The sequence below is a fragment of the Streptomyces sp. NPDC039424 genome (genome assembly GCF_055639495.1).
Window position 1 is genome coordinate 99,446 of sequence record NZ_JBVKAI010000008.1, and the last position, 18,440, is coordinate 117,885.

At 73.6% G+C, this 18,440-nt stretch carries 19 protein-coding genes; 7 read left to right on the forward strand and 12 right to left on the reverse strand.

The genetic code is table 11. The features are described from left to right. The first annotated feature begins 8 nt into the window (after positions 1-8). Entirely contained in the window at positions 9-1,247 is a 1,239-nt protein-coding gene (locus ACZ7L0_RS21545) for an ROK family protein (RefSeq protein ID WP_471244102.1), read from the forward strand. After that, entirely contained in the window at positions 1,244-1,981 is a 738-nt protein-coding gene (locus tag ACZ7L0_RS21550; RefSeq protein WP_471244103.1) for an NUDIX hydrolase, read from the forward strand. Before ACZ7L0_RS21545 ends, ACZ7L0_RS21550 begins: the two co-directional genes overlap by 4 nt. Before the next feature lie 39 nt (positions 1,982-2,020). Here the strand turns inward: ACZ7L0_RS21550 and ACZ7L0_RS21555 are convergent, their stop codons facing one another. Genes ACZ7L0_RS21555 through ACZ7L0_RS21570 form a run of 4 tightly spaced genes read right to left on the reverse strand, consistent with a single transcriptional unit; the run spans position 2,021 to position 4,535 of the window. Further along, complete coding sequence (locus ACZ7L0_RS21555; protein ID WP_471244104.1) at positions 2,021-2,932, reverse strand: phosphotriesterase family protein; 912 nt, start codon at positions 2,930-2,932, stop codon at positions 2,021-2,023. Next, positions 2,929-3,513, reverse strand: coding sequence for a DUF4865 family protein (locus ACZ7L0_RS21560; RefSeq protein WP_471244105.1), 585 nt, complete (start codon positions 3,511-3,513; stop codon positions 2,929-2,931). The genes ACZ7L0_RS21555 and ACZ7L0_RS21560 overlap by 4 nt, the downstream gene beginning before the upstream one ends. A gap of 14 nt (positions 3,514-3,527) precedes the next feature. Continuing rightward, a complete protein-coding gene (locus ACZ7L0_RS21565) occupies positions 3,528-3,923 on the reverse strand; it encodes a (R)-mandelonitrile lyase (protein ID WP_471244106.1) in 396 nt (131 codons plus the stop codon). A 36-nt stretch (positions 3,924-3,959) separates the two neighbouring features. Beyond that, positions 3,960-4,535 carry a TetR/AcrR family transcriptional regulator gene (locus ACZ7L0_RS21570; RefSeq protein WP_471244107.1) on the reverse strand — a complete coding sequence of 192 codons (576 nt, stop codon included), beginning with the start codon at positions 4,533-4,535 and terminating at the stop codon, positions 3,960-3,962. Positions 4,536-4,700: 165 nt separating this feature from the next. Between ACZ7L0_RS21570 and ACZ7L0_RS21575 the strand changes: the two genes are divergently transcribed. Further along, the gene (locus tag ACZ7L0_RS21575) at positions 4,701-4,991 is read left to right on the forward strand and encodes an SHOCT domain-containing protein (RefSeq protein WP_471244108.1); all 291 of its coding nucleotides are present in this window, start codon (positions 4,701-4,703) and stop codon (positions 4,989-4,991) included. Positions 4,992-5,037: 46 nt separating this feature from the next. Beyond that, a complete protein-coding gene (locus ACZ7L0_RS21580; RefSeq protein WP_471244109.1) occupies positions 5,038-5,562 on the forward strand; it encodes a DinB family protein in 525 nt (174 codons plus the stop codon). Between the two features lie 22 nt (positions 5,563-5,584). On the opposite strand, the gene ACZ7L0_RS21585 is transcribed toward ACZ7L0_RS21580, so the two are convergent. Further along, positions 5,585-6,130, reverse strand: coding sequence for an ATP-binding protein (locus ACZ7L0_RS21585; RefSeq protein ID WP_471244110.1), 546 nt, complete (start codon positions 6,128-6,130; stop codon positions 5,585-5,587). Positions 6,131-6,322: 192 nt separating this feature from the next. Further along, positions 6,323-6,646: a hypothetical protein gene (locus ACZ7L0_RS21590; protein WP_471244111.1), complete on the reverse strand. Its 324-nt coding sequence runs from the start codon at positions 6,644-6,646 to the stop codon at positions 6,323-6,325. A 378-nt stretch (positions 6,647-7,024) separates the two neighbouring features. Here ACZ7L0_RS21590 and cds1 point away from each other — a divergent pair, with 378 nt between their 5' ends. Further along, a complete protein-coding gene (gene cds1 / locus ACZ7L0_RS21595; protein ID WP_471244112.1) occupies positions 7,025-8,155 on the forward strand; it encodes an L-cysteine desulfhydrase Cds1 in 1,131 nt (376 codons plus the stop codon). 4 nt (positions 8,156-8,159) lie between these two features. Here cds1 and ACZ7L0_RS21600 read toward each other — a convergent pair whose 3' ends face one another. Beyond that, complete coding sequence (locus tag ACZ7L0_RS21600) at positions 8,160-8,627, reverse strand: SRPBCC family protein (protein ID WP_471244113.1); 468 nt, start codon at positions 8,625-8,627, stop codon at positions 8,160-8,162. 76 nt (positions 8,628-8,703) lie between these two features. Next, a complete protein-coding gene (locus ACZ7L0_RS21605) occupies positions 8,704-9,534 on the reverse strand; it encodes a DeoR/GlpR family DNA-binding transcription regulator (RefSeq protein WP_471244114.1) in 831 nt (276 codons plus the stop codon). Positions 9,535-9,830: 296 nt separating this feature from the next. On the opposite strand from ACZ7L0_RS21605, the gene ACZ7L0_RS21610 reads away from it, so the two are divergent. Further along, positions 9,831-12,194 carry a hypothetical protein gene (locus ACZ7L0_RS21610; RefSeq protein WP_471244115.1) on the forward strand — a complete coding sequence of 788 codons (2,364 nt, stop codon included), beginning with the start codon at positions 9,831-9,833 and terminating at the stop codon, positions 12,192-12,194. On the opposite strand, the gene ACZ7L0_RS21615 is transcribed toward ACZ7L0_RS21610, so the two are convergent. From ACZ7L0_RS21615 to ACZ7L0_RS21630, 4 genes are all read right to left on the reverse strand, one after another. Continuing rightward, positions 12,164-14,605, reverse strand: coding sequence for a right-handed parallel beta-helix repeat-containing protein (locus tag ACZ7L0_RS21615; protein ID WP_471244116.1), 2,442 nt, complete (start codon positions 14,603-14,605; stop codon positions 12,164-12,166). The genes ACZ7L0_RS21610 and ACZ7L0_RS21615 overlap by 31 nt on opposite strands. Positions 14,606-14,712: 107 nt before the next feature. Further along, the gene (locus tag ACZ7L0_RS21620) at positions 14,713-15,312 is read right to left on the reverse strand and encodes an Rv1733c family protein (protein WP_471244117.1); all 600 of its coding nucleotides are present in this window, start codon (positions 15,310-15,312) and stop codon (positions 14,713-14,715) included. A gap of 227 nt (positions 15,313-15,539) precedes the next feature. Then, positions 15,540-16,364, reverse strand: coding sequence for an MOSC domain-containing protein (locus ACZ7L0_RS21625; RefSeq protein ID WP_471244118.1), 825 nt, complete (start codon positions 16,362-16,364; stop codon positions 15,540-15,542). Positions 16,365-16,406: 42 nt separating this feature from the next. Beyond that, positions 16,407-16,844 carry a DUF6643 family protein gene (locus ACZ7L0_RS21630; RefSeq protein ID WP_471244119.1) on the reverse strand — a complete coding sequence of 146 codons (438 nt, stop codon included), beginning with the start codon at positions 16,842-16,844 and terminating at the stop codon, positions 16,407-16,409. A gap of 305 nt (positions 16,845-17,149) precedes the next feature. Here ACZ7L0_RS21630 and ACZ7L0_RS21635 point away from each other — a divergent pair, with 305 nt between their 5' ends. Next, positions 17,150-18,436: a TerD family protein gene (locus ACZ7L0_RS21635; protein WP_471244317.1), complete on the forward strand. Its 1,287-nt coding sequence runs from the start codon at positions 17,150-17,152 to the stop codon at positions 18,434-18,436. Positions 18,437-18,440: the final 4 nt, after the last annotated feature.

An 18,440-nucleotide genomic window follows, 5' to 3' on the forward strand; every position in this document is an offset into this window, starting at 1 on the left:
TCGCCCTCATGAGCGGCAAGGCGGACCCCCGGGCGGCGGGGGAAGGGACCACCTCCAGGACGCGGCTGGACCGGGGGCGCGGTGCGCTCGGGCCCGCGTTGGAGCTCGTGCACACCGGACGTGCGCCGACCCGGGCCGTGCTCACCGCCGAACTGGGCGTCACCCGGGCGACGGCCGGCGCGGTGGCCGCCGAACTGGAGGCGCTGGGCCTGATCCGGGTCGACGCCCGGCCCGGCGCGGCGGCCGGCTCGCAGGGACGGCCCTCGCACCGGCTGGAGGTCGCCGAGGACGGGCCGGTCGTGCTGGCCGCGCAGGTGCACGCCGACGGCTTCCGGGCGGCGCTGGTCGGACTCGGCGGCCGGATCGTGGCGACCGCGCCCGGCTGCGAGACCGTCGACGCCGACCCCGCGAAGGTGCTCGGTTCCGTCGTGGAGGCGGGCGCCGAGCTGCTCCGCGACACGGGCCGGCGCTGTGTCGGCGCGGGTCTCGCCGTGCCGTCGGCGGTGGCCGAACCGGACGGCCTGGCCCTCAACCCGCTCCACCTGGCCTGGCCCGTGGGCGCGCCGGTCCGCCGGATCTTCGCCGAACGCGTGCGCGCGGCCGGCCTCACCGGCCCCGCCTTCGCGGGCAACGACGTCAACCTCGCCGCGCTCGCCGAGCACCGGCACGGCGCGGGCCGGGGCGCCCGGGACCTGCTGTGCGTGGCCACCGGGCACCGGGGGGTGGGCGGCGCCCTGGTGCTGGACGGCCGTCTGCACACGGGCAGTTCGGGCCTCGCCCTCGAAGTCGGCCACCTCACCGTCAACCCCGAGGGCCGCCCCTGCCACTGCGGCAGCCGCGGCTGTCTCGACGTCGAGGCGGACCCGCTGGCGCTGCTCATCGAGGCGGGCCGCGACCCCGGACCCGAGGTGTCCCTGCTCCAGCAGGCCAACGACCTGATCCGCCACCACTACGCCGACCTGACCGTGCGCACCGCCGCCGAGGCCCTGATCGACCGCCTCGGCCTGGGCCTGGCGGGCCTGGTCAACATCCTGAACCCCGACCGCATCATCCTCGGCGGCCTGCACCGCACGCTGCTCGACGCCGACCCCGCCCGGCTCCGCGCGGTCGTCGCCGACCGCAGCCTGTGGGGCCAGAGCGGGGGTGTCCCCATCCTGCCCTGCACGCTCGACCACAACAGCCTGGTCGGCGCGGCCGAGCTGGCCTGGCAGCCGGTGCTGGACGATCCGCTGGGGGCGCTGCGATGACCGCGCCGTCCGCCGTGGAGGTCCTGCGCACCCACCGCGTCCGTCTGGTCGAGACGGCTCCGCCCGAGCTGTCCCCGGAGGACCGGTCGGCGATGAACCGCGTGTGGGACGAGGCCGTCCAAGCCAACCCGGCACTCTTCGACGGTCCCGTGGCCGCCCTCACGGGCGTGGAACGGGAAGAACCGCACGGCCTGGTCCTGTCCTGGACCCGCACCACGTACCGGGCCCGCGCCCTGCGCCAGGTCCCGGGCGCCACCTCCTGGCTGCCGTCCCTGTTCGTCTCCGTCGTGCGGCCGACCGACGACGGGCGCCTGCTCGTGGGCCGGATGGCACCGTGGACCGCCGCCCCGGGCCGCTGGCAGCTGCCGGGCGGCTCCGTCGAACCGCCGGACCCGCCCACCGACTTGGACCTGCCCGCCCTGCGTCGGCACGCGGCACGCGAATTGGCCGAGGAGACCGGCGCGGACCCCACGCCGGACGAGCTGACCCTGCGGCTCGCCACCCGCGGTCACCACGGATCCGTCGGCGTCCTGTTCCTCGCCCCACCGCTCCCGGAGTCGCTGCTGCGTGAGCAGTACGCGGCGCTCGTGGCCACCGAGACCGCTCAGGGCGGTGAACCCGAGTTCGACCGCATCGCCCTGGTCCGCTCACCGGAGGATCTGGCGGCCCTGCGCGGCCCGCACGTGGACTACCTGGAGCCGGTCGTCCGTCACTTCGCGGGGGCGAACGCCTGATCCGTCGCGGGCGAGGAGCCTCACCGCGGGCCGCGAACCTCACCGCCAGTCGACGGCGAACGCCCGGGCGGGGTTGTCCCTGAGGATCCGCTCCACCGACTCCTCGCCCAGCACCGCCTCCAGGCGGGGCCGCACGCGGCGCAGCAGGTACGGCATCCCGGGCCCGCCGTCGACCGACCGCGCCCCGGCGACCACGGTGTCCCCGCCGAGCAGCAGCCGGTGCCCGAACCCGGCCTCGGCCAGGGCGCGCATGGCTTCCGGCATCCGCCAGTCCGTGGCGTGATGGGCGCGGGACGGGCCGTCGAACGCCAGCCAGCAGCCGGTCCCGGCGGCCTGCCGCTGCACCACGGGGTCGGGGGAGCGGTTGAGATGCCCGAGGATCACCCGGTGCGGCGGCACCTCCAACTCGCCGCAGAGCAGGTCCAGTACGTCGAGCGCGCCGGTGCCGAGCTCCAGGTGCACGGCGATCGGCGCGCCCGTCGCGTGGTGGGCCTCGGCCGCGGCGGTCATCGTCCAGCGGGCGTGCGTGTCGAGGGCATGGAAGCCGCCCGCCACCTTGATGAGCCCGGCGCGGACCCCGGACGTGCCGATGCCCTCGGTCAGTTCGGCGACGAAGACCTCGGCGAGCCGGCCGCGCAGTCGGTGCGGCAACTCCGGGGGATAGTGGGCCGCTTGGTGCAATCCCGTCGCGCAGACCACGTGCACCCCGGCGGCCCGGGACAGCGACGGCAGGTCCGCGGCCCGGCGCCCCAGCCCGTACGGCGTCCACTGCACCACGCTCGCGCCGCCCGCCGCGCGGAACTCCTCCAGTTCGGCGCGCGCCGCGGCGGCGTCGTTCAGCTCCTGGCCGGGCAGCTGCGGACTGCCGAAGAAGAGGTGGTCGTGCGCGTCGCACACGCCGAGTTCCCCCGGGGGCAGGTCACCGAGCACCGTACGGACGGCGGCGCTCACCACTGCCGCCCACGCGGCAGCCGGTCCCTGCCCGGTGCCGACAGGTGCAGCACCTGGAAGACGTCCCCGGGCGCCTTGGGCGTGTCGTGCTCCCAGAGCGAGAAGTGGACCAGCTCCCAGTGGCGCGTGTCCACGGCGACCGCCGCCAGCACGGCACCGTCCCCGGCGGCCAGCCGTCCGGCCTCGCCCACCGCGTCCGCCATCACCCCGGACAACTCCGCCCCGTCCGGCACCGGTGCGCGCCGGCGCACGGCGACGGCCGGCGGGGCACCCGCGGCGGCGCCCTCCTCGTACGCCACCCCCGACCACTGCCGTGCCGCCGGCCGCCCGAAGTCGTCGACGACCCCCTGGAAGGCGCCGCCCCACAGGAAGCGGTTCAGGCCCTCCACGGTGTTCCAGAGGTAGAACGGCGCGTACTGGTTGACCGGCGAGCCGTGCACACCGCGCTCGCGCATCAGGTAGGCCTTGATACCGAGGCCGTCCCAATCGTCGAGCTGGTGTCCGACGCGGGCCACCCGGCCGCGGATGATCTCCATGTCGTAGTCGGCGGGGAGCGTCAGCTCGTACTGCAGCGCGTGCATGCCGGGGTCCTTCCTCAGGCCGGATAGTCGTCGGGGGCCACGTGCGCGTCCCACTCGGTGGTGGTGCCGTCCTCCGCGGCCTCCACGACCGCGAGGTGCGTCATGAAGGTGCGGGGCGCGGCCCCGTGCCAGTGCCACTCGCCGGGTTCGATCCACACGGTGTCGCCCGCGCGGATCGCCTCCACCGCACCGCCCCTGCGCTGGACCAGCCCCTCGCCCTCCAGCACGTGCAGGACCTGCCCGTGCGGGTGCCGGTGCCAGGCGGTGTGCGCGCCCGGCGCGAAGTGCACGTTGAACATCCGCAGCCGGGACGGGGACGCGGGCGCGGCCACCTCGTCGAGCCACACCGTGCCGGTGAAGTTCTCCGCCGGGCCCGGCAGGGTGTCGGGGCGCCTTCTGGTGATGTGCACGTGCGTTGACTCCTAACGGGGGAAGGTGGTGGGGGCTCACTGCCGCGGGGCGAGCAGTGCGAGCAGTCCGCGCACCGCGGTGTCGAAGGCGGCGGGAGAGCCGGAGGCACGGGCGAGGACGTACCCGCCCTGCACGGTCGCGATGACGGCCGCGGCGATCTCCGCGCCGTCCAGCGAAGGCGCGAACTGGCCCTGTTCCTTGCCCTCTTCGACGATCCCGGCGATCCGCTCGCGGATCCGGTCCAGCGTCTCCTCGACCGGTGCGCGCAGCTCGTCGCTGGCGATCACGTCCGGATCCATCGTCAGCCGGCCGACCGGGCAGCCGCGCAGCACGTCACGCTCGCGGAGCAGATACGCCTCGATGCGCTCGTACGGCGTGCCGGGCCCGCCGAGTACTCCCTCGGCGGTGGCCCGCAACTCCTCGGCGGTCCGCCGGATCGCGGCCAGGGCCAGGTCCGGCTTGCCCTTGAAGTGGTGGTACATGCTGCCCTGGCCGGCGCCCGCGCGCTCCAGGATCGCCTTGGGGCTGGTGCCCACGTACCCGCGCTCCCACAGCAGCCCGCGGGTGGACTCGATCAGTCGCTCCGAGGTGCTCATGCCGCCACTGTACATACTAGTAGTTACAGAATCCAGTGCTGAGCGAGTACTCCAGTGCTGAGCGAGTACTACGGAGGAGGTACGCCCACTGCCGCTGCCCGTACGACGACCCCGCCCTCTCCCCCGGGCCAGTCTCTGAGCGTCACCGCAGCACACCTTCGACCGGGGAGATGAACCGAGATGCAGACTCTGGCGAACTGGGACGGCGGGCCCGGCCCGTGGATCCTGTTCTTTCCGCTGATCTGGGCGGCCGTCGTGATCGCCGCCGTGGCCCTCCTGCGCCGCGCCGCCTGGCGCGGGCGCGGCGGACCCTGGCGGGCGATGAACGGCTCACGCCCGGCGGGCGACTCGCCGATCGCCGTCCTCGGCCGCCGCTTCGCCTCCGGCGAGATCGACGAGGACGAGTACTGGCGCCGGCTCTCCGTCCTGGAGGAGCAGTTCGGCCGGATCGGCAAGGGCGGTGCCGCGTGACGGATCTAGGTCAAGAACCGACCTACTCGCCTCCTGCGGTCGCCCCATGACCCCTTCCGCGAACCGTCCCGCATCCCTTCCAGGCGAACACGGCGAACTGCTGCGCGCACTCGCCGAGCAGCGGGAACTGCTGCTCATCACCGTCCGCGGCATCACCGACGAGCAGGCCGTGCGGCGTACGACGGTGAGTGAGCTCACCCTGGGCGGCATCGTCAAGCACATGGCCCGGGGCGAGCGGGTGTGGACGCGGATCCTGGTCAAGGGGGACGGAGAGCTTCCGGACGGCATGCTCGACACCGGGCAGTACCGCATGGCCGAGGGGGAGACGCTCGCGGAGCTGCTGGACCTGTACGCGGTCGCGGCGAGGGGGCTGGAGGAAGCCGTGAGCGCGCTGCCGGACCTCGGCAGGACCGTGCTCCTGCCGACGACCCCTTGGTCCCCGCCGGAGCCGGTCCACTGGCCGGTGCGCCGGATCCTGCTGCACCTGATCAGGGAGACGGCCCAGCACGCCGGGCACGCGGACATCATCAGGGAGACACTGGACGGGGCCGGCACCACCGCCCAACGCTGACGGCGCACCCGCACCCGCCCGGTCACCCCGCGACGACCGACCGGGCGGGTGCGTGGGCCGGAGCGGGGGCGCAGGCCGCGGGCTCCACCTCGACCTCCTCGAAACGGTGCGCGGGCGCCTCGGTGGTCGCACGACGTGGCGGCCGGGCCGGCTGCTTGTCGGTGGCCGAGGGTGCGGGGAGCGTGAACCACACGACCTTTCCCTTGTCGCCGTCCGGCCGCACCCCCCAGCTCTCGCTCACGGCGGCCACCATGGCGAGCCCGCGCCCGCAGGTGGCCAGCGGGCCGATGTCCTGGATGTTCCCGACCACCGGCAGGCGCGGATCGTGGTCGCGCACCGACACCTTGAGCCGGTCGAGGAGCAACTCCATCTCCACCGTGCACGACTTGTCGGGCTGGGCGTGCCGGTGGACGTTGCTCAACAGCTCCGTCACACCGAGCGAGGCCCGGTCGATCAACGGGTCCAGATGCCAGTAGCGCAACTGCGCAGATACGATTCTGCGGACCTGGCCGATCCGCGACGGCAGGGCTTGGAGCTCCACCGTGCAGTGCCTTGGCTGACTGATCACGGCTGCGACTCCCCGATGTGAGGTCCGGACGAACCCGGAGGAACACGGAGAACGGATCCAGCAGGGTGCTTGCGTCCAAACGTCCGCCTGCTGTCGTGGCCGGCGGGCTGGTTCGCAGCGTTATCGCCGGTAAACCCAGAGTGACGTGTCACCAGCGTGACGCAGGGGGTGCGGTCCCGCAACTCGCTCCGTTCAGCCGCCGTGCCCGGCGGCCCGGCGCACGGCCTCGATGAACCGGCGCGCCGCGGGCGGCCCCGTCTCGCCCGGAGCGGGGTCGTGGCCGCCGAGGGTGAGCAGGTACCGCTTGCCGTTGAGGTCGGCCAGGGCCCGGTCGTCCGGGGCGAACCAGGGCTTGGAGGCACGCACCGCCTGCACCGGCGCGCTGTCGATCTCGCTGCCGTAACTGGTGAGCAACTCGAGCCTGCCGTCGTTGATCCGGACCTGTCCGGCCCGGGTGAGCGAGCGCAGCCGCTTCCCGATCCGTACGCCCGTGGCCGTGAACTCCGGCTCCGCCATCCTCGCCGCCCCCTTGTGCGCGTCGCGCGCCGGACCCGATCCCCTCCGGGTCGTGATCCAGCCCTGCCCTTCGTGCTTCCGTGTGACCCAGTGTGCGCCCCCGTGCGGACCCCGGGGTGCTGTCCCGTCCGTGCGGTGCAGTCTGCCCGCGTGCGGCGCCGAGCACCAGTACGCACGGGGGCGCGTGCGACCGGCGCCCGGAGCACTGTCGCAAATGCGCCCCATCGCCCGCACCCCGTTCGCACAGGCGTGCCCCAGGGCTGCCTTTGGGTGGCTCAAAGTAGCGTTTATGCAGGTGAGAAGCGGTACGGAAGCTGCCTATGATCGGTGTGTCGGCCGCGTGAAACGCCGTCGGCGCGCAGCGTAAGGAGCCCTGCCGTGAGCACCACCCCACAGATCCGGACCGGCGCCACCCTCGACGTCGACCGCAGCGACACCGCCTACCGCGACTGGCTGAAAGAGGCCGTCCGCAAGGTCCAGGCCGACACCCAGCGCTCGGCCGACACGCACCTGCTGCGCTTCCCGCTGCCCGAGCGGTGGGGCATCGACCTGTACCTGAAGGACGAGTCGACCCACCCGACCGGCAGCCTCAAGCACCGCCTCGCCCGCTCCCTGTTCCTGTACGGCCTGTGCAATGGCTGGATCCGTCCGGGCCGCCCGGTGATCGAGGCGTCGAGCGGCTCGACGGCCGTCTCCGAGGCGTACTTCGCCAAGCTGATCGGCGTCCCCTTCGTCGCGGTGATGCCGCGCACGACGAGCGCCGAGAAGTGCCGCCTCATCGAGTTCCACGGCGGGCGGTGCCACTTCGTGGACGACTCCCGGAAGATGTACGAGGAGTCCGCACGCCTGGCCGTGGAGACCGGCGGCCACTACATGGACCAGTTCACCTACGCCGAACGGGCCACGGACTGGCGCGGCAACAACAACATCGCCGAATCCATCTTCCGCCAGCTGGAGTTGGAGCGGTTCCCGGAGCCGGCCTGGATCGTCGCCACCGCGGGCACGGGCGGCACCTCGGCGACCCTCGCGCGCTACGTCCACTACATGCAGTACGACACCCGCATCTGTGTCGCCGATCCGGAGAACTCGTGTTTCTTCGAGGGCTGGACCACCGGCGATCCGGACGTCAGCTGCGACTGCGGCTCGCGCATCGAGGGCATCGGCCGCCCGCGCATGGAGCCCAGCTTCGTGCCCGGCGCCGTCGACCGCATGATGAAGGTCCCGGACGCCGCCAGCGTCGCCGCCGTGCGCGCCCTGGAGCGGGCCATCGGCCGCAAGGCGGGCGGCTCCACCGGCACCGGTCTGTGGAGCGCCCTCAAGATCATCTCGGAGATGGTGGCCGAGGGCCGCACGGGCAGCGTCGTCACCCTGCTGTGCGACCCCGGCGACCGCTATCTCGACAAGTACTACTCGGACTCGTGGCTGGCCGAGCAGGGCCTGGACATCACCCCGTACACCGCGGCGATCGAGTCCCTTCTCCTCACGGGCATGTGGCCGGAGAGGCCCTAGCCGGTCAGCCGCCGGTCAGCCGTCGGTCCAGTGCCGACACCGCCGTGCGGAAGGCGCGGCCCACGCCCGGGCGGGCGAGGGCGCACGTGAGGCGGAACGGGGGCGTTCCGTCGAGGGCGAAGGTCATCCGTATCCGGGTTCCGGTGCCGGCCGGGGTGAGCCGCCATTCCTCGACCCAGGCGCGCGCTCCGGGCACGTTCGCCGTGTCGACGCGGTAGGCGTACACCTCGGGCGCCTCGGCAGCCAGCACCGACTCCTCGAAGCGGGTGCCGCCCCTGAGCCGGATCTCCCGCCCGTCCTCGGTCGGCCGGGCGGAGGTCACCGCCGAGAACCACTGCGACCAGCCGGGGACGTCCTCGGCGAGCGCGCGGAAGACCGCCTCCGGCGCGGCGGCCGTTTCCCGCGCGAACACCAGCCGTACGGGAGCGGTCTCGACGAAGTCGATCCCCACCGGTCGCAGACGGTGAGCCATGGGCGACAAACCCCCTCGTGGAACCCCGGGAGGACACGGAAACGGCCGTTGGCCGGTCACCCTAGCTGACGGGCCGTCAGATGTCTGTGTCCTCGTCGGGCTCGCCCGCCACCACCAGCCGCCGCAGATGCTCGGCTATCTCCGCCCGCGCTCCGGCGGGCAGGCCCGCGTCCGTCACCAGCGTGTCGACCTGCTCCAGCGCGGCGAAGGAACTCAAACCCACCGTTCCCCACTTGGTGTGGTCGGCGACCACCACGACCCGCCGCGCCGACTGCACCAGCCGCCGGTTGGTCTCGGCCTCCGCGAGGTTCGGCGTCGACAGCCCGGCCTCCACCGATATCCCGTGCACTCCGAGGAACAGCAGGTCGAAATGGAGCGCCGCGATCGCCTGGTCGGCGACCGGCCCCACCAGCGAGTCGGACGGGGTGCGCACCCCGCCGGTCAGGACGACCGTGGCCGCGCCCTGCCGGGGACCGGAGGTGCGCTGCGCCGCGTGGAAGACGTCGGCGACCCGCACCGAGTTCGTCACCACGGTCAGGTCGGGCACCTCGACCAGGTGATGCGCCAGCGCGAAGGTCGTCGTACCGCCGGACAGCGCGATCGCCGTACCCGGCGTGACCAGTTCGGCGGCGGCCCGCGCGATGTCCTCCTTGGCGGTCAGCTCCAGACCCGACTTCGCCTCGAAGCCGGGCTCGTGCGTACTCGCCTCGACCACCGGCACCGCGCCGCCGTGCACCTTCTCCAGCACCCCCTGGCGGGCCAGGGCGTCCAGGTCGCGGCGCACGGTCATGTCCGACACGCCGAGCTTGCGGGTCAGCTCGTTGACCCGCACGCCACCACGGCGCCGGACCTCATCGAGGATCAGGGCGCGCCGCTGCTCCGCGAGGAGGTTCTGATTCTCACTCACGTACGCTCTCCGGTCCTTTCGCGTCAGCCGTCCGCCACGCCCTTCGCAGCTGCTCCGACCAGGACGTTCCATCTGTCCCGGGGTGCGCGGGCGTCCCATCTTGTCACGGGACCGCCGCTGGGGCGCCACCCCCCGCACCGACGCGCACATGTCATCCAGGCATCGTGCGCCCCGCCGCGTTCACACGGATCGGGGAGTTTCCGTCAGAAGTGGTGTGCGTCACACCGTCAACCGCCATCCTGGTGCACGCACGGAGACACATGCCGTCGGCGCGTCACGGGGGAAGTGCGATCACAGTGGAGCGTGCACAGGAACGTGCCGCCGCGAGCGGAGCGAACGGCCTCGCCGCGCGGCCCGAGGACACCGAAGCCGCCCTGGAACTCCTGGTCCACGGAGTCGGGGGCACCACACCCGAGCAGATGCTCGGAGATCCGCGCACGGTGCGGATCACGGGCGACGACACCGCGGCCGTCTTCCGGCGCGCCGAGGACGTGGACGCGGAGACGAGACCCGGCGACCACCGGGGCGGACCCGTCCCGGAGGCGTACGTCTGGTGCAACCTCACCTCCGGAAACGGCGCCCGCGCCCTGTGGCTGTTGCTGCTGCCGTTCATGGTGGTCAACCTCGCCCACTGGATGCGCCCCGCCGCACCCGGCCGGACCCGGCTGGTGCGCCTCTACGGGCTGCTGGTGCGACTCGCCGGCCTCACCCTGACGGCCCTGCTGGTGGCGGCGGCCTGCGAGGTCGCCCTGGACCTGGCCGCCTGGCAGTGCGCGGGCGTCGCCCCCTGCGCCCGGCGCCACTCCTGGCTGGGCTTCCTCTCGCCCGCCGTCTCCGGCGGCGGCTGGTGGAGCGCGCCCGGGCGGCGGCTCGCCGTGGCGGCCCTGGTCCCCACCGCCCTCACCGCCCTGCTCTGGTACCTCTCGCACCGGACCTGGAGCGCGTACGAGTCCCAGAAGCCGCTCGACCGCGCCCCCGAGCCCGACGAGGAGACCGGTCCCACCTCGCTGGGCCGCCCCGGCTTCTGGTACGGGCGCCGCCTGGTGGCCCGGCTGCGCGCCGCCCACACCGCCGCGGGCCTGCTGACGGTCGCCGCGGCGGTGCTCACCCCGGCGGCCCGCTTCGACCGGGGGCCGGGCGGACCCGCCGCCCTGGACACGCTGGGCCGGCTGCTGACGGCGGCGCTGCTCGTCTGGGCGGCGGCGGTGGTGGGGGTGGTCTGCCGCCGGGGCCGCAGCGAGAACCGCCTCGACCAGGAGCTCGACGAGCACCTCGTACGACGGCTGCCGCTCGGTGCCGTCCTGCTGCTCGGCCTGACCCTGCTGTACGTCGGCTGGTCCCGGCCGGGCTGGCACTCCTCCGGTCGGCTGCCGGGCGACCCGGCCTTCGCGGGCCTCGCCCTGACCCAGGGCCTGCTGGTCGTCGCGCTCGGCGTGGTGGCCCGCCTGCTGCACCGCACGGCACCCGATCCACGCGCGGCGATGCGCGGCCTCGGCGGCCCGGCGGCCGCGCTGCTCGCCTGCGCGCTGGGCGGCGTGATCTCGGGCGGCGTCGCCCAGCGCGTGGCCGACTGGCTGGACGGCACCCGCGCCGCCATCGACGGCCCGCCCGTGCTGCTGACCTGGCAGGCGTCCGTGATCCCGCTCCTGCTCCTGGTACTGCTGGCGGTGGCCGCCCGGCTGGCCCGGCGCACCCACCGCAACGCCCGGGCCGAGCGGAGCCGGGTCGAGCGGGAACACGGGGGAGAACCCGAGGACAGCGCACGCACCCGCCGTATCGCGCGCGCCCGGGCGATGGCCGCCCTCACCGACCGGGCACCCCTGATCGTCGGCGTCCTCTCCCTCGCCACCCTGTTACTGGGCGCCGGGGCCCTGGTGGGCGCCCGGCTGACCGACCGGACCCCCGGCGAGGCCACGCGGCACACGTACGCCGTGGTCCGGGGTGCCGCCGAGACCTCGCAGGCGCTGGGCTCCTGGCTGGTCGGCCTCGGCTTCATACTGTTCGTGACCTGGGGCCGTCGCGCCTACAAGGACGCCTCCGCCCGCCGCACCATCGGCATCCTGTGGGACGTCGGCACCTTCTGGCCGCGCGCCGCCCACCCCTTCGCCCCGCCCTGCTACGCCGAGCGCGCCGTACCGGACCTGACCTGGCGGATGGCCACCTGGACGCGGCGCACCGGGGGACGCCTGGTGCTGTCCGGGCACTCCCAGGGCAGCGTGCTCGCGGCCGCCGCGGCCTGGCAGCTCACCCCCGCCGTACGGGGACGGGTCGCCCTGCTGACGTACGGCTCCCCGCTGGAGCGCCTGTACGGCCGCTGGTTCCCGGCCCACTTCGGCCCGGCCGCGCTCGCCTCCCTGCACCGGGAGGTCGCATGCTGGCGCAACCTCCACCGGCTCACCGATCCCATCGGGGGCCCGATCCGCCTGCCCGGCGACTGCGGGCCGGTCGTGGACCACGCCCCGCTCGAAGACCCCCTGGCATACGGCCGCACCGTCGAGCACCCGCTGCCCGCGCCGCTGCTCGGCCACTCCGACTACCAGGCGGACCCGGTGTTCGCCGAGGAACGGGCACGGCTGCTGGCCCGGCTGCGGACCGAGCTGCCGGGCCCGCGGAGCGCGGACGGCACACCTCAGGGCAGCTCCGGCAGGTCCTCGGCGTAGAGCAGGCTCAGGTCGTCGGTGGTCGGCTCGGCGAGCTGCGCGACCCGGCTCGCGTGCCGCTCCACCATGGCCTCGAAGGTCTGGCGCGCGGTACGGCCGTTGCCGAACGCGGGACCTTTCGGGAGGACGGTGAAGTACTTCAGCAGGGCCTCCGGCGCGCCCGGGGCCAGCCGGTACTCGTGCTCGTCCGCCTGCTGCTGAACGATCCGCAGCAGCTCGTCGGGGCCGTAGTCGCCAAAGGTGATGGTCCGGGAGAAACGGGAGGCCACACCCGGGTTGACCGAAAGGAACCGCTCCATCTCGGCCGTGTAGCCCGCGACGATCACCACCACCGCGTCCCGGTGGTCCTCCATCAGCTTCACCAGCGTGTCGATGGCCTCCTTGCCGAAGTCGCGGCCGGCGTCCTCCGGCGACAGCGCGTACGCCTCGTCGATGAACAGCACACCGCCCCGCGCCCGTTCGAAGGCCTCCTGGGTGCGGATCGCCGTGGAGCCGATGTGCTCGCCCACCAGGTCCACCCGGGACACCTCGACGAGGTGGCCCTTTTCCAGCACCCCGAGGGAGGCGAGGATCTCGCCGTAGAGCCGGGCGACCGTGGTCTTGCCGGTGCCCGGGGAGCCGGTGAAGACCAGGTGGCGCTTGACCGAGGCCGCCTTCAGGCCCGCCTGCTGCCGGCGCCGGCCCACCTCGATCATGTCGGTCAGCGCGCGGACCTCGCGCTTGACGCTCTCCAGGCCCACCAGCGCGTCGAGTTCACCGAGCACGGCAGTGGAAGTCCGGACGGGCTGCTCGGCAGCTCCGAGGGCGGCCGACGGCGGTTCCGGGTCACCGGCCCGCTGCTCGGGGATCAGGCTCAGCAGACCGGGGGACCGGCCCGCCGTCTGGACGGCCGTCTCCCGCGCGGCGGGCGGCTTCGGACCGCCGCTCTCGTCACTGGTGCAGTCCTCCACGACCGGACCGGTGCCGGGCGCGGCGTCCGGCCCGGCGTCCGCGAACTCGTACCCGCCGCGCGCGCACCGCTCGGTGCGGCACTTCTTCAGCGTCGTACGGCAGCCGTCGATGACATGGAAGCCGTATCCGCCGCTGCCGGTGACCCGGCAGCCGAGGAAGCTGCCCCGGCCCCCGGCCGACACGTAGAAACCGGCCTCCGCGGGGGAGTCGACGGTGCAGCGCTCGATGACGGGGTCGGCGCCCTTGGTGACGATCACGCCGGTCTGGGTGCCGTCCAGGGTGCAGTTGTTGAGCGTGCCGCCGCTGCCGTGGTCGCGGAACCAGGCGCCGGTCGCCGCCTCCCGGATCCGGCAGTCGTCGAGCTGCGCGGTCGCCCCGTCGCTCACCGACACGGCCGTGTTGCGCACCTGGGACAGATCGCTGTCGACCACGTCCGCGCGCGAGCCGCGGTCCAGGACGAACAGCGCGTCGGGCACGTCGTGCACCCGGCAGGAGTCGAGCACCACGGTGGCGCCGTCGCTCACCCACACCGCGGGATAGTCGCCCGTGCTGTCGAAGATCTCGCACTGGTTGGCGTCGACCCGGGTGCCCGGGTCCCACACCGACAGTCCGTTGCGCCCGAACTGACGCACCGTCGTCCGGGTCAGCGTCAGCACCGAGCGGGAGCGCAGGTCGATCGCGTTCTCGGGGATGTCGTGGATGCGGCAGTCGGCGAGGGTGAGCACGGCGTCCGTGTCGAGCGTGACGCCGTCCGCGGTGGTGCGGTGCACATCGCAGTCGGTCAGGTGCGCGGTGGCCCGGGCGGTGACCTGCACACCGGAGCCCCGCACCTCGTACACCTCGCACCCCACCGCCTCCAGCGCGGAGTTGTCGCCGGTCACGCTCAGGCCCGGGCCCGAGGAGTGGTGCACCCGGCAGCGCTCCAGCCGGGGATGGCCGCCCCCGCGCACCGCCACGCCGGACTGGCCGGCCGCGACCACCTCGCACTCCTCGAACACCCCGCTCCCGCCGTCCAGTACGGCGATGCCGACACCGGCCGGGTTGTCGACGGTGCAGCGGCGCACGGTCGGGCGGGCACCGCCGCGCACCTCGATCCCCGAGGCGGACCGGGTGACGACCCGGACGTCCATCAGCTCCGGCGTGCCCTCCTCGACGAGCAGCGCGGGCGAGGCCGCGTCCTGGCCCTCCACGTGCAGGTCGCGCACCACCGCCGAGGCGCGGACGGTCAGCGGCACCCCGTCCGGAGGCGCGATGCGCACCGAGCCGGGCGAGCCCTCGGGGCCGCGCAGGGTCACCGCCCGCTGGACGACGAGGTTCTCCCGGTAGGTACCTGGGGCGACGGTGAGGACGTCACCGTCGGCCGCGGCCTCCAGGGCGGCGGCGAGCGAAGCGTACTCACCCGTGCGGCGCCGCCACCGCGATGTGCCGGTGTGCGTCACCTGGACCGTGCCCTGTGCCATGGCGTTGCCGTGCCCCCACCTCGTCGTACGCGGGTCGATGCCGAAGACTTCGGCCGGTCCACCGTAGCGTGCGGGCGGGTGGTGGGTTGACCAGAGCCGGAAGGCCGTCAGCTGCCGGTGCCGGCCTTGCCCCAGTCCGGGCCCGCCCGGTCCCAGGCCTGGTCCCAACGCGCGTACCGGCGGCGGACCATGCGCCAGACGACCAGCCGTCTGCCGCTCTCGACGGCGCCCGCGGTCAGCAACGCCGCGCCGAACCCGGCGAGTACGGCGTGCGTCGTCGCGGTCGCCGAATCCAGCGGGCGGGTCACCATGTGCCCGTGCCGGTCGGTCCAGAGTCTGAAGTGGTCGCCCGGGTGCGGGGACTTGAGAGGCACCATGACCGGCGCCTGCTGCCGGGTGCCGTCCGGGGCGGTCCAGTGAGCGAGCACACGGGTGCGGGTGTCGCGCGCGGTGTCGGGGTCGGGCTCCAGCGGGGTGCGGTCCAGCTTCCGCGTCACCGTGGCCGTCACGAGGTGACGGGCCCGGTGCTGGTCCTGGACGGAGCGCTGGAGGGAGTCCTGGGCCACGGCGCCGACGAGCAGACCGATCACCGGGGCGGCCACCGCGATCAGCAGCAGGGCCACGAGGGCCACCCAGGCCTCGACCAGATCGGTCGTGCGGCGCAGTGGATTGTTCCGCCAGCGCCAGAGTCCGCCGATTGCCCGCACCGTCCCGCACCCCCCTTCCCGCTCCGTGATAACCCCCGGCGGAGCCGTTCGCCCGCGGTCCGGTCGAAGAGAGAGCGAAATCACCCCCGCTCCCGACCGGGACCTCTCATGAACTTCTCACGATCTGCCAACGACCCGGTCCGGCCCCTGGTTCCCGGCCGGCGGCGCCGTCTCGGCGACGTTCGGGGGCGCTGCCCCCGACCAGCAGACCCCGTCCTCCTAAAGCCCTACTCAAGGATCCGCACGGCGTCCCCGACGCGGACGGTGCCGGGGGACTGGGGTACGAGGTTCTGCCCGAACACCAGCTCCTTGCCGAAGCGGCGGTGCCGCCCCAGGGTGCGCAGGGGTTCCCGGCCGCGCTCGGCGGTCGTCTGGTCGGTCGTGGTCACGACGCACCGCCCGCACGTCCTGGCGACCCGGAAGACCACCTCGCCGACGGCGATCCGCGTCCAGTCGTCCTCGGCCCAGGCCTCGGTGCCCGCCACGACCAGGTTCGGCCGGAAGCGGGTCATGGGCAGCGGGCCCTCGTGGGCGTGCTCGCCCCGCGCGATGAGGGAGTTGAGGGCGTCGAGGGAGGCGGCGGTGGTGACGAGCAGCGGATAGCCGTCGGCGAAGCTCACCGTCTCGCCGGGGAGGGCGTAGTCCGGATCCACCGGGCGGCGGGTGGCCGGGTCGTCCATGTGGACCAGACGGACGGAGGTCGCGAGATGCCCGGCGCACCAGGCGTGCGCGGCCTCGTCGGCCACGACGGCCTCCACCTTGGTGCCGAAGACGCTCACGGTCACCGTGTCCGCCGACCGCGGCACGGGCACCGTGAGCGGCGCCAGGCCGGGCGCGGACAGACGAATGCCGCCGCCGGGCACGAGCTCGGCGGCGGCCAGCGCCAGGCGCGGGTGTTCGCGCTGTGTGACGACCTTTCCCCCGTCGTCGATCAGCACCCAGCGCCGGTCTCCGGTCAGCCCCCAGGGCTCCACGACGGCCTCCCGGGGCGAGAAGCCCCGGAACGCCTTGACCGGATACACGTGGATCGACTGCAGTTCGGCGTTCCCCATGACGTCATCGTGCCAGGTGGCACCGACATCCGGGGAGGCCGGTCAGTAGCCGCGGTACTGCTGGTTGTTGTACGGCTGCTCCTGATACGGGGCCGCCGCGGGCCGCGGGGCCGCGGGACGCATCGCCTCGTAGCCGGTGCCCTGTGCCATCGGGCGGGGCTGCTGCTGCGGGCCGGGGTAGCCGCGCGGGGCGGTGGCCTGCTGCGGGATGTACGCCGCGGGCGCCTGCTGCAGCGGGGCCGGCTGCTGCGCCTGTGGGTAGCCGTAGACGGGGGCGGCCTGCTGGGAGGGGCCCGAGGGGAGCGCGGGCAGGGCCGACGGCAACGCGGGCAGGTGGCTGCCCGAGTCGTAGGCGGCGGGAACCCGGATCGGGGCGATCTGCGGAGTGCCCCGTTCGGCCACGAGCGAGTCGTAGATCGGGGTGTCCGGGAAGGAGGCGGAGTAGTAGCCGCCACCATAAGTGGAGCGGGGGGAGGTCATGGCACATAAGTTAAGCCCACGATGTGCTGGTTGGGGAGACCGATAAGAGGGTTGTTTTCCGTGTCGGCGGTGACGCGGGATCCCTAATCCGAGCGAACTCGGGAAAATAGGACGCCAATCGCCGTTTTGATCTTGTAAAGGCCGAGTTCCGGGCCGGTTACCGGGGGTTGGCCGCGCGATTGCCGTGCTTCTCGTAAGAGCTCCCTGTGCCCGGGAATAGGTTGGCCGGGTAGGGATGGGCCAGGTACGGCGAGGACGGGCCGGGAAGCGGCCCGTGGATGATCGCGATGGGGGCGGACATGACAATGCCGAAAGGATCGAATGCGCCGGTGCCCACGACGGCCCTGCGCGTCGAATTGGGCTGGCGTTCCGGGCCGGGCGTCCCCGACGCGGACGCTTCGGCGCTGCTTCTCGCCTCCGGAAAGGTTCGCTCCGACGGGGACTTCGTCTTCTACAACCAGCCCGCGCACTCCTCCGGCGCGGTCCGGCACGAGGGCAAGCGGAACGGCGGAGGGCGGGTGACCGACACCCTTGTCGTCGACCTCGCGCGCGTGGAGGGCGCGATCGAACGGGTGGTGCTCGCCGCCTCCGCGGACGGCGGGACGTTCGGGCAGGTGCCCGATCTGTACATCGAGGTCCGGGACGCCGAACGGGGCACGGTGGTCGCCCGCTTCGACAGCCCGGGCGCGACCGTGGAGACGGCCTTCGTCCTCGGGGAGTTCTACCGGCGCCAGGGTGGCTGGAAGTTCCGTGCCGTGGGCCAGGGCTACAGCAGCGGACTGGCGGGCCTGGCCACGGACTTCGGCATCACGGTGGACGAGCCGCAGCACCCGGCGTCCCCCGCCGCCGCACGAGCCGCGATGCCGGCTCCGCCCGCGACACCCGCCCCCGCGATCCCGCCGATGCCTGCGGCCCCGCCGCCCGTCGCCCCGCCGGCCCCGCCGCCCCCGGCCCCTCCCGCACAGCCCGTCCGCCTGACGAAGGTGACGCTCACCAAGGCCGCCCCCTCCGTGTCCCTGGCCAAGCAGGGCGGCACCTCCGGCGCCATGCGGGTCAACCTCAACTGGCAGACACGCAAGCAGTTCCCCGGCCGTGCGCCCCGGCGCGGTTCGGCGGACCTCGACCTCGACCTGTGCGCCCTGTACGAACTCGCCGACGGCCGCAAGGGGGTCGTACAGGCCCTCGGCAACGCCTTCGGGGCGCTGCACCGGCCGCCGTACATCCACCTCGACGGCGACGACCGCACCGGGGCCCTGGCGAGCGGCGAGAACCTCACCGTCAACCTCGACCACCAGCGCGACTTCCGCCGCATCCTCGTCTTCGTGACCATCTACGAGGGCGCCAGCTCCTTCGCCGACCTGCACGCGACCGTCACGCTCCAGCCCCAGCACGGCGCCCCGATCGACTTCTCGCTCGACGAGTGCACGGTCCCGTCCACGGTGTGCGCCCTCACCCTCATCACCAGTACGGACGGCGACCTGGTCGTCCGGCGCGAGGCCCGCTACCTCGTGCCGGAGCGCGGGGTGAGCCCGCAGCGAACGGTCGACCGTGCCTACGGGTGGGGCATGAACTGGACCCCCGGCCGGAAGTAGCGAC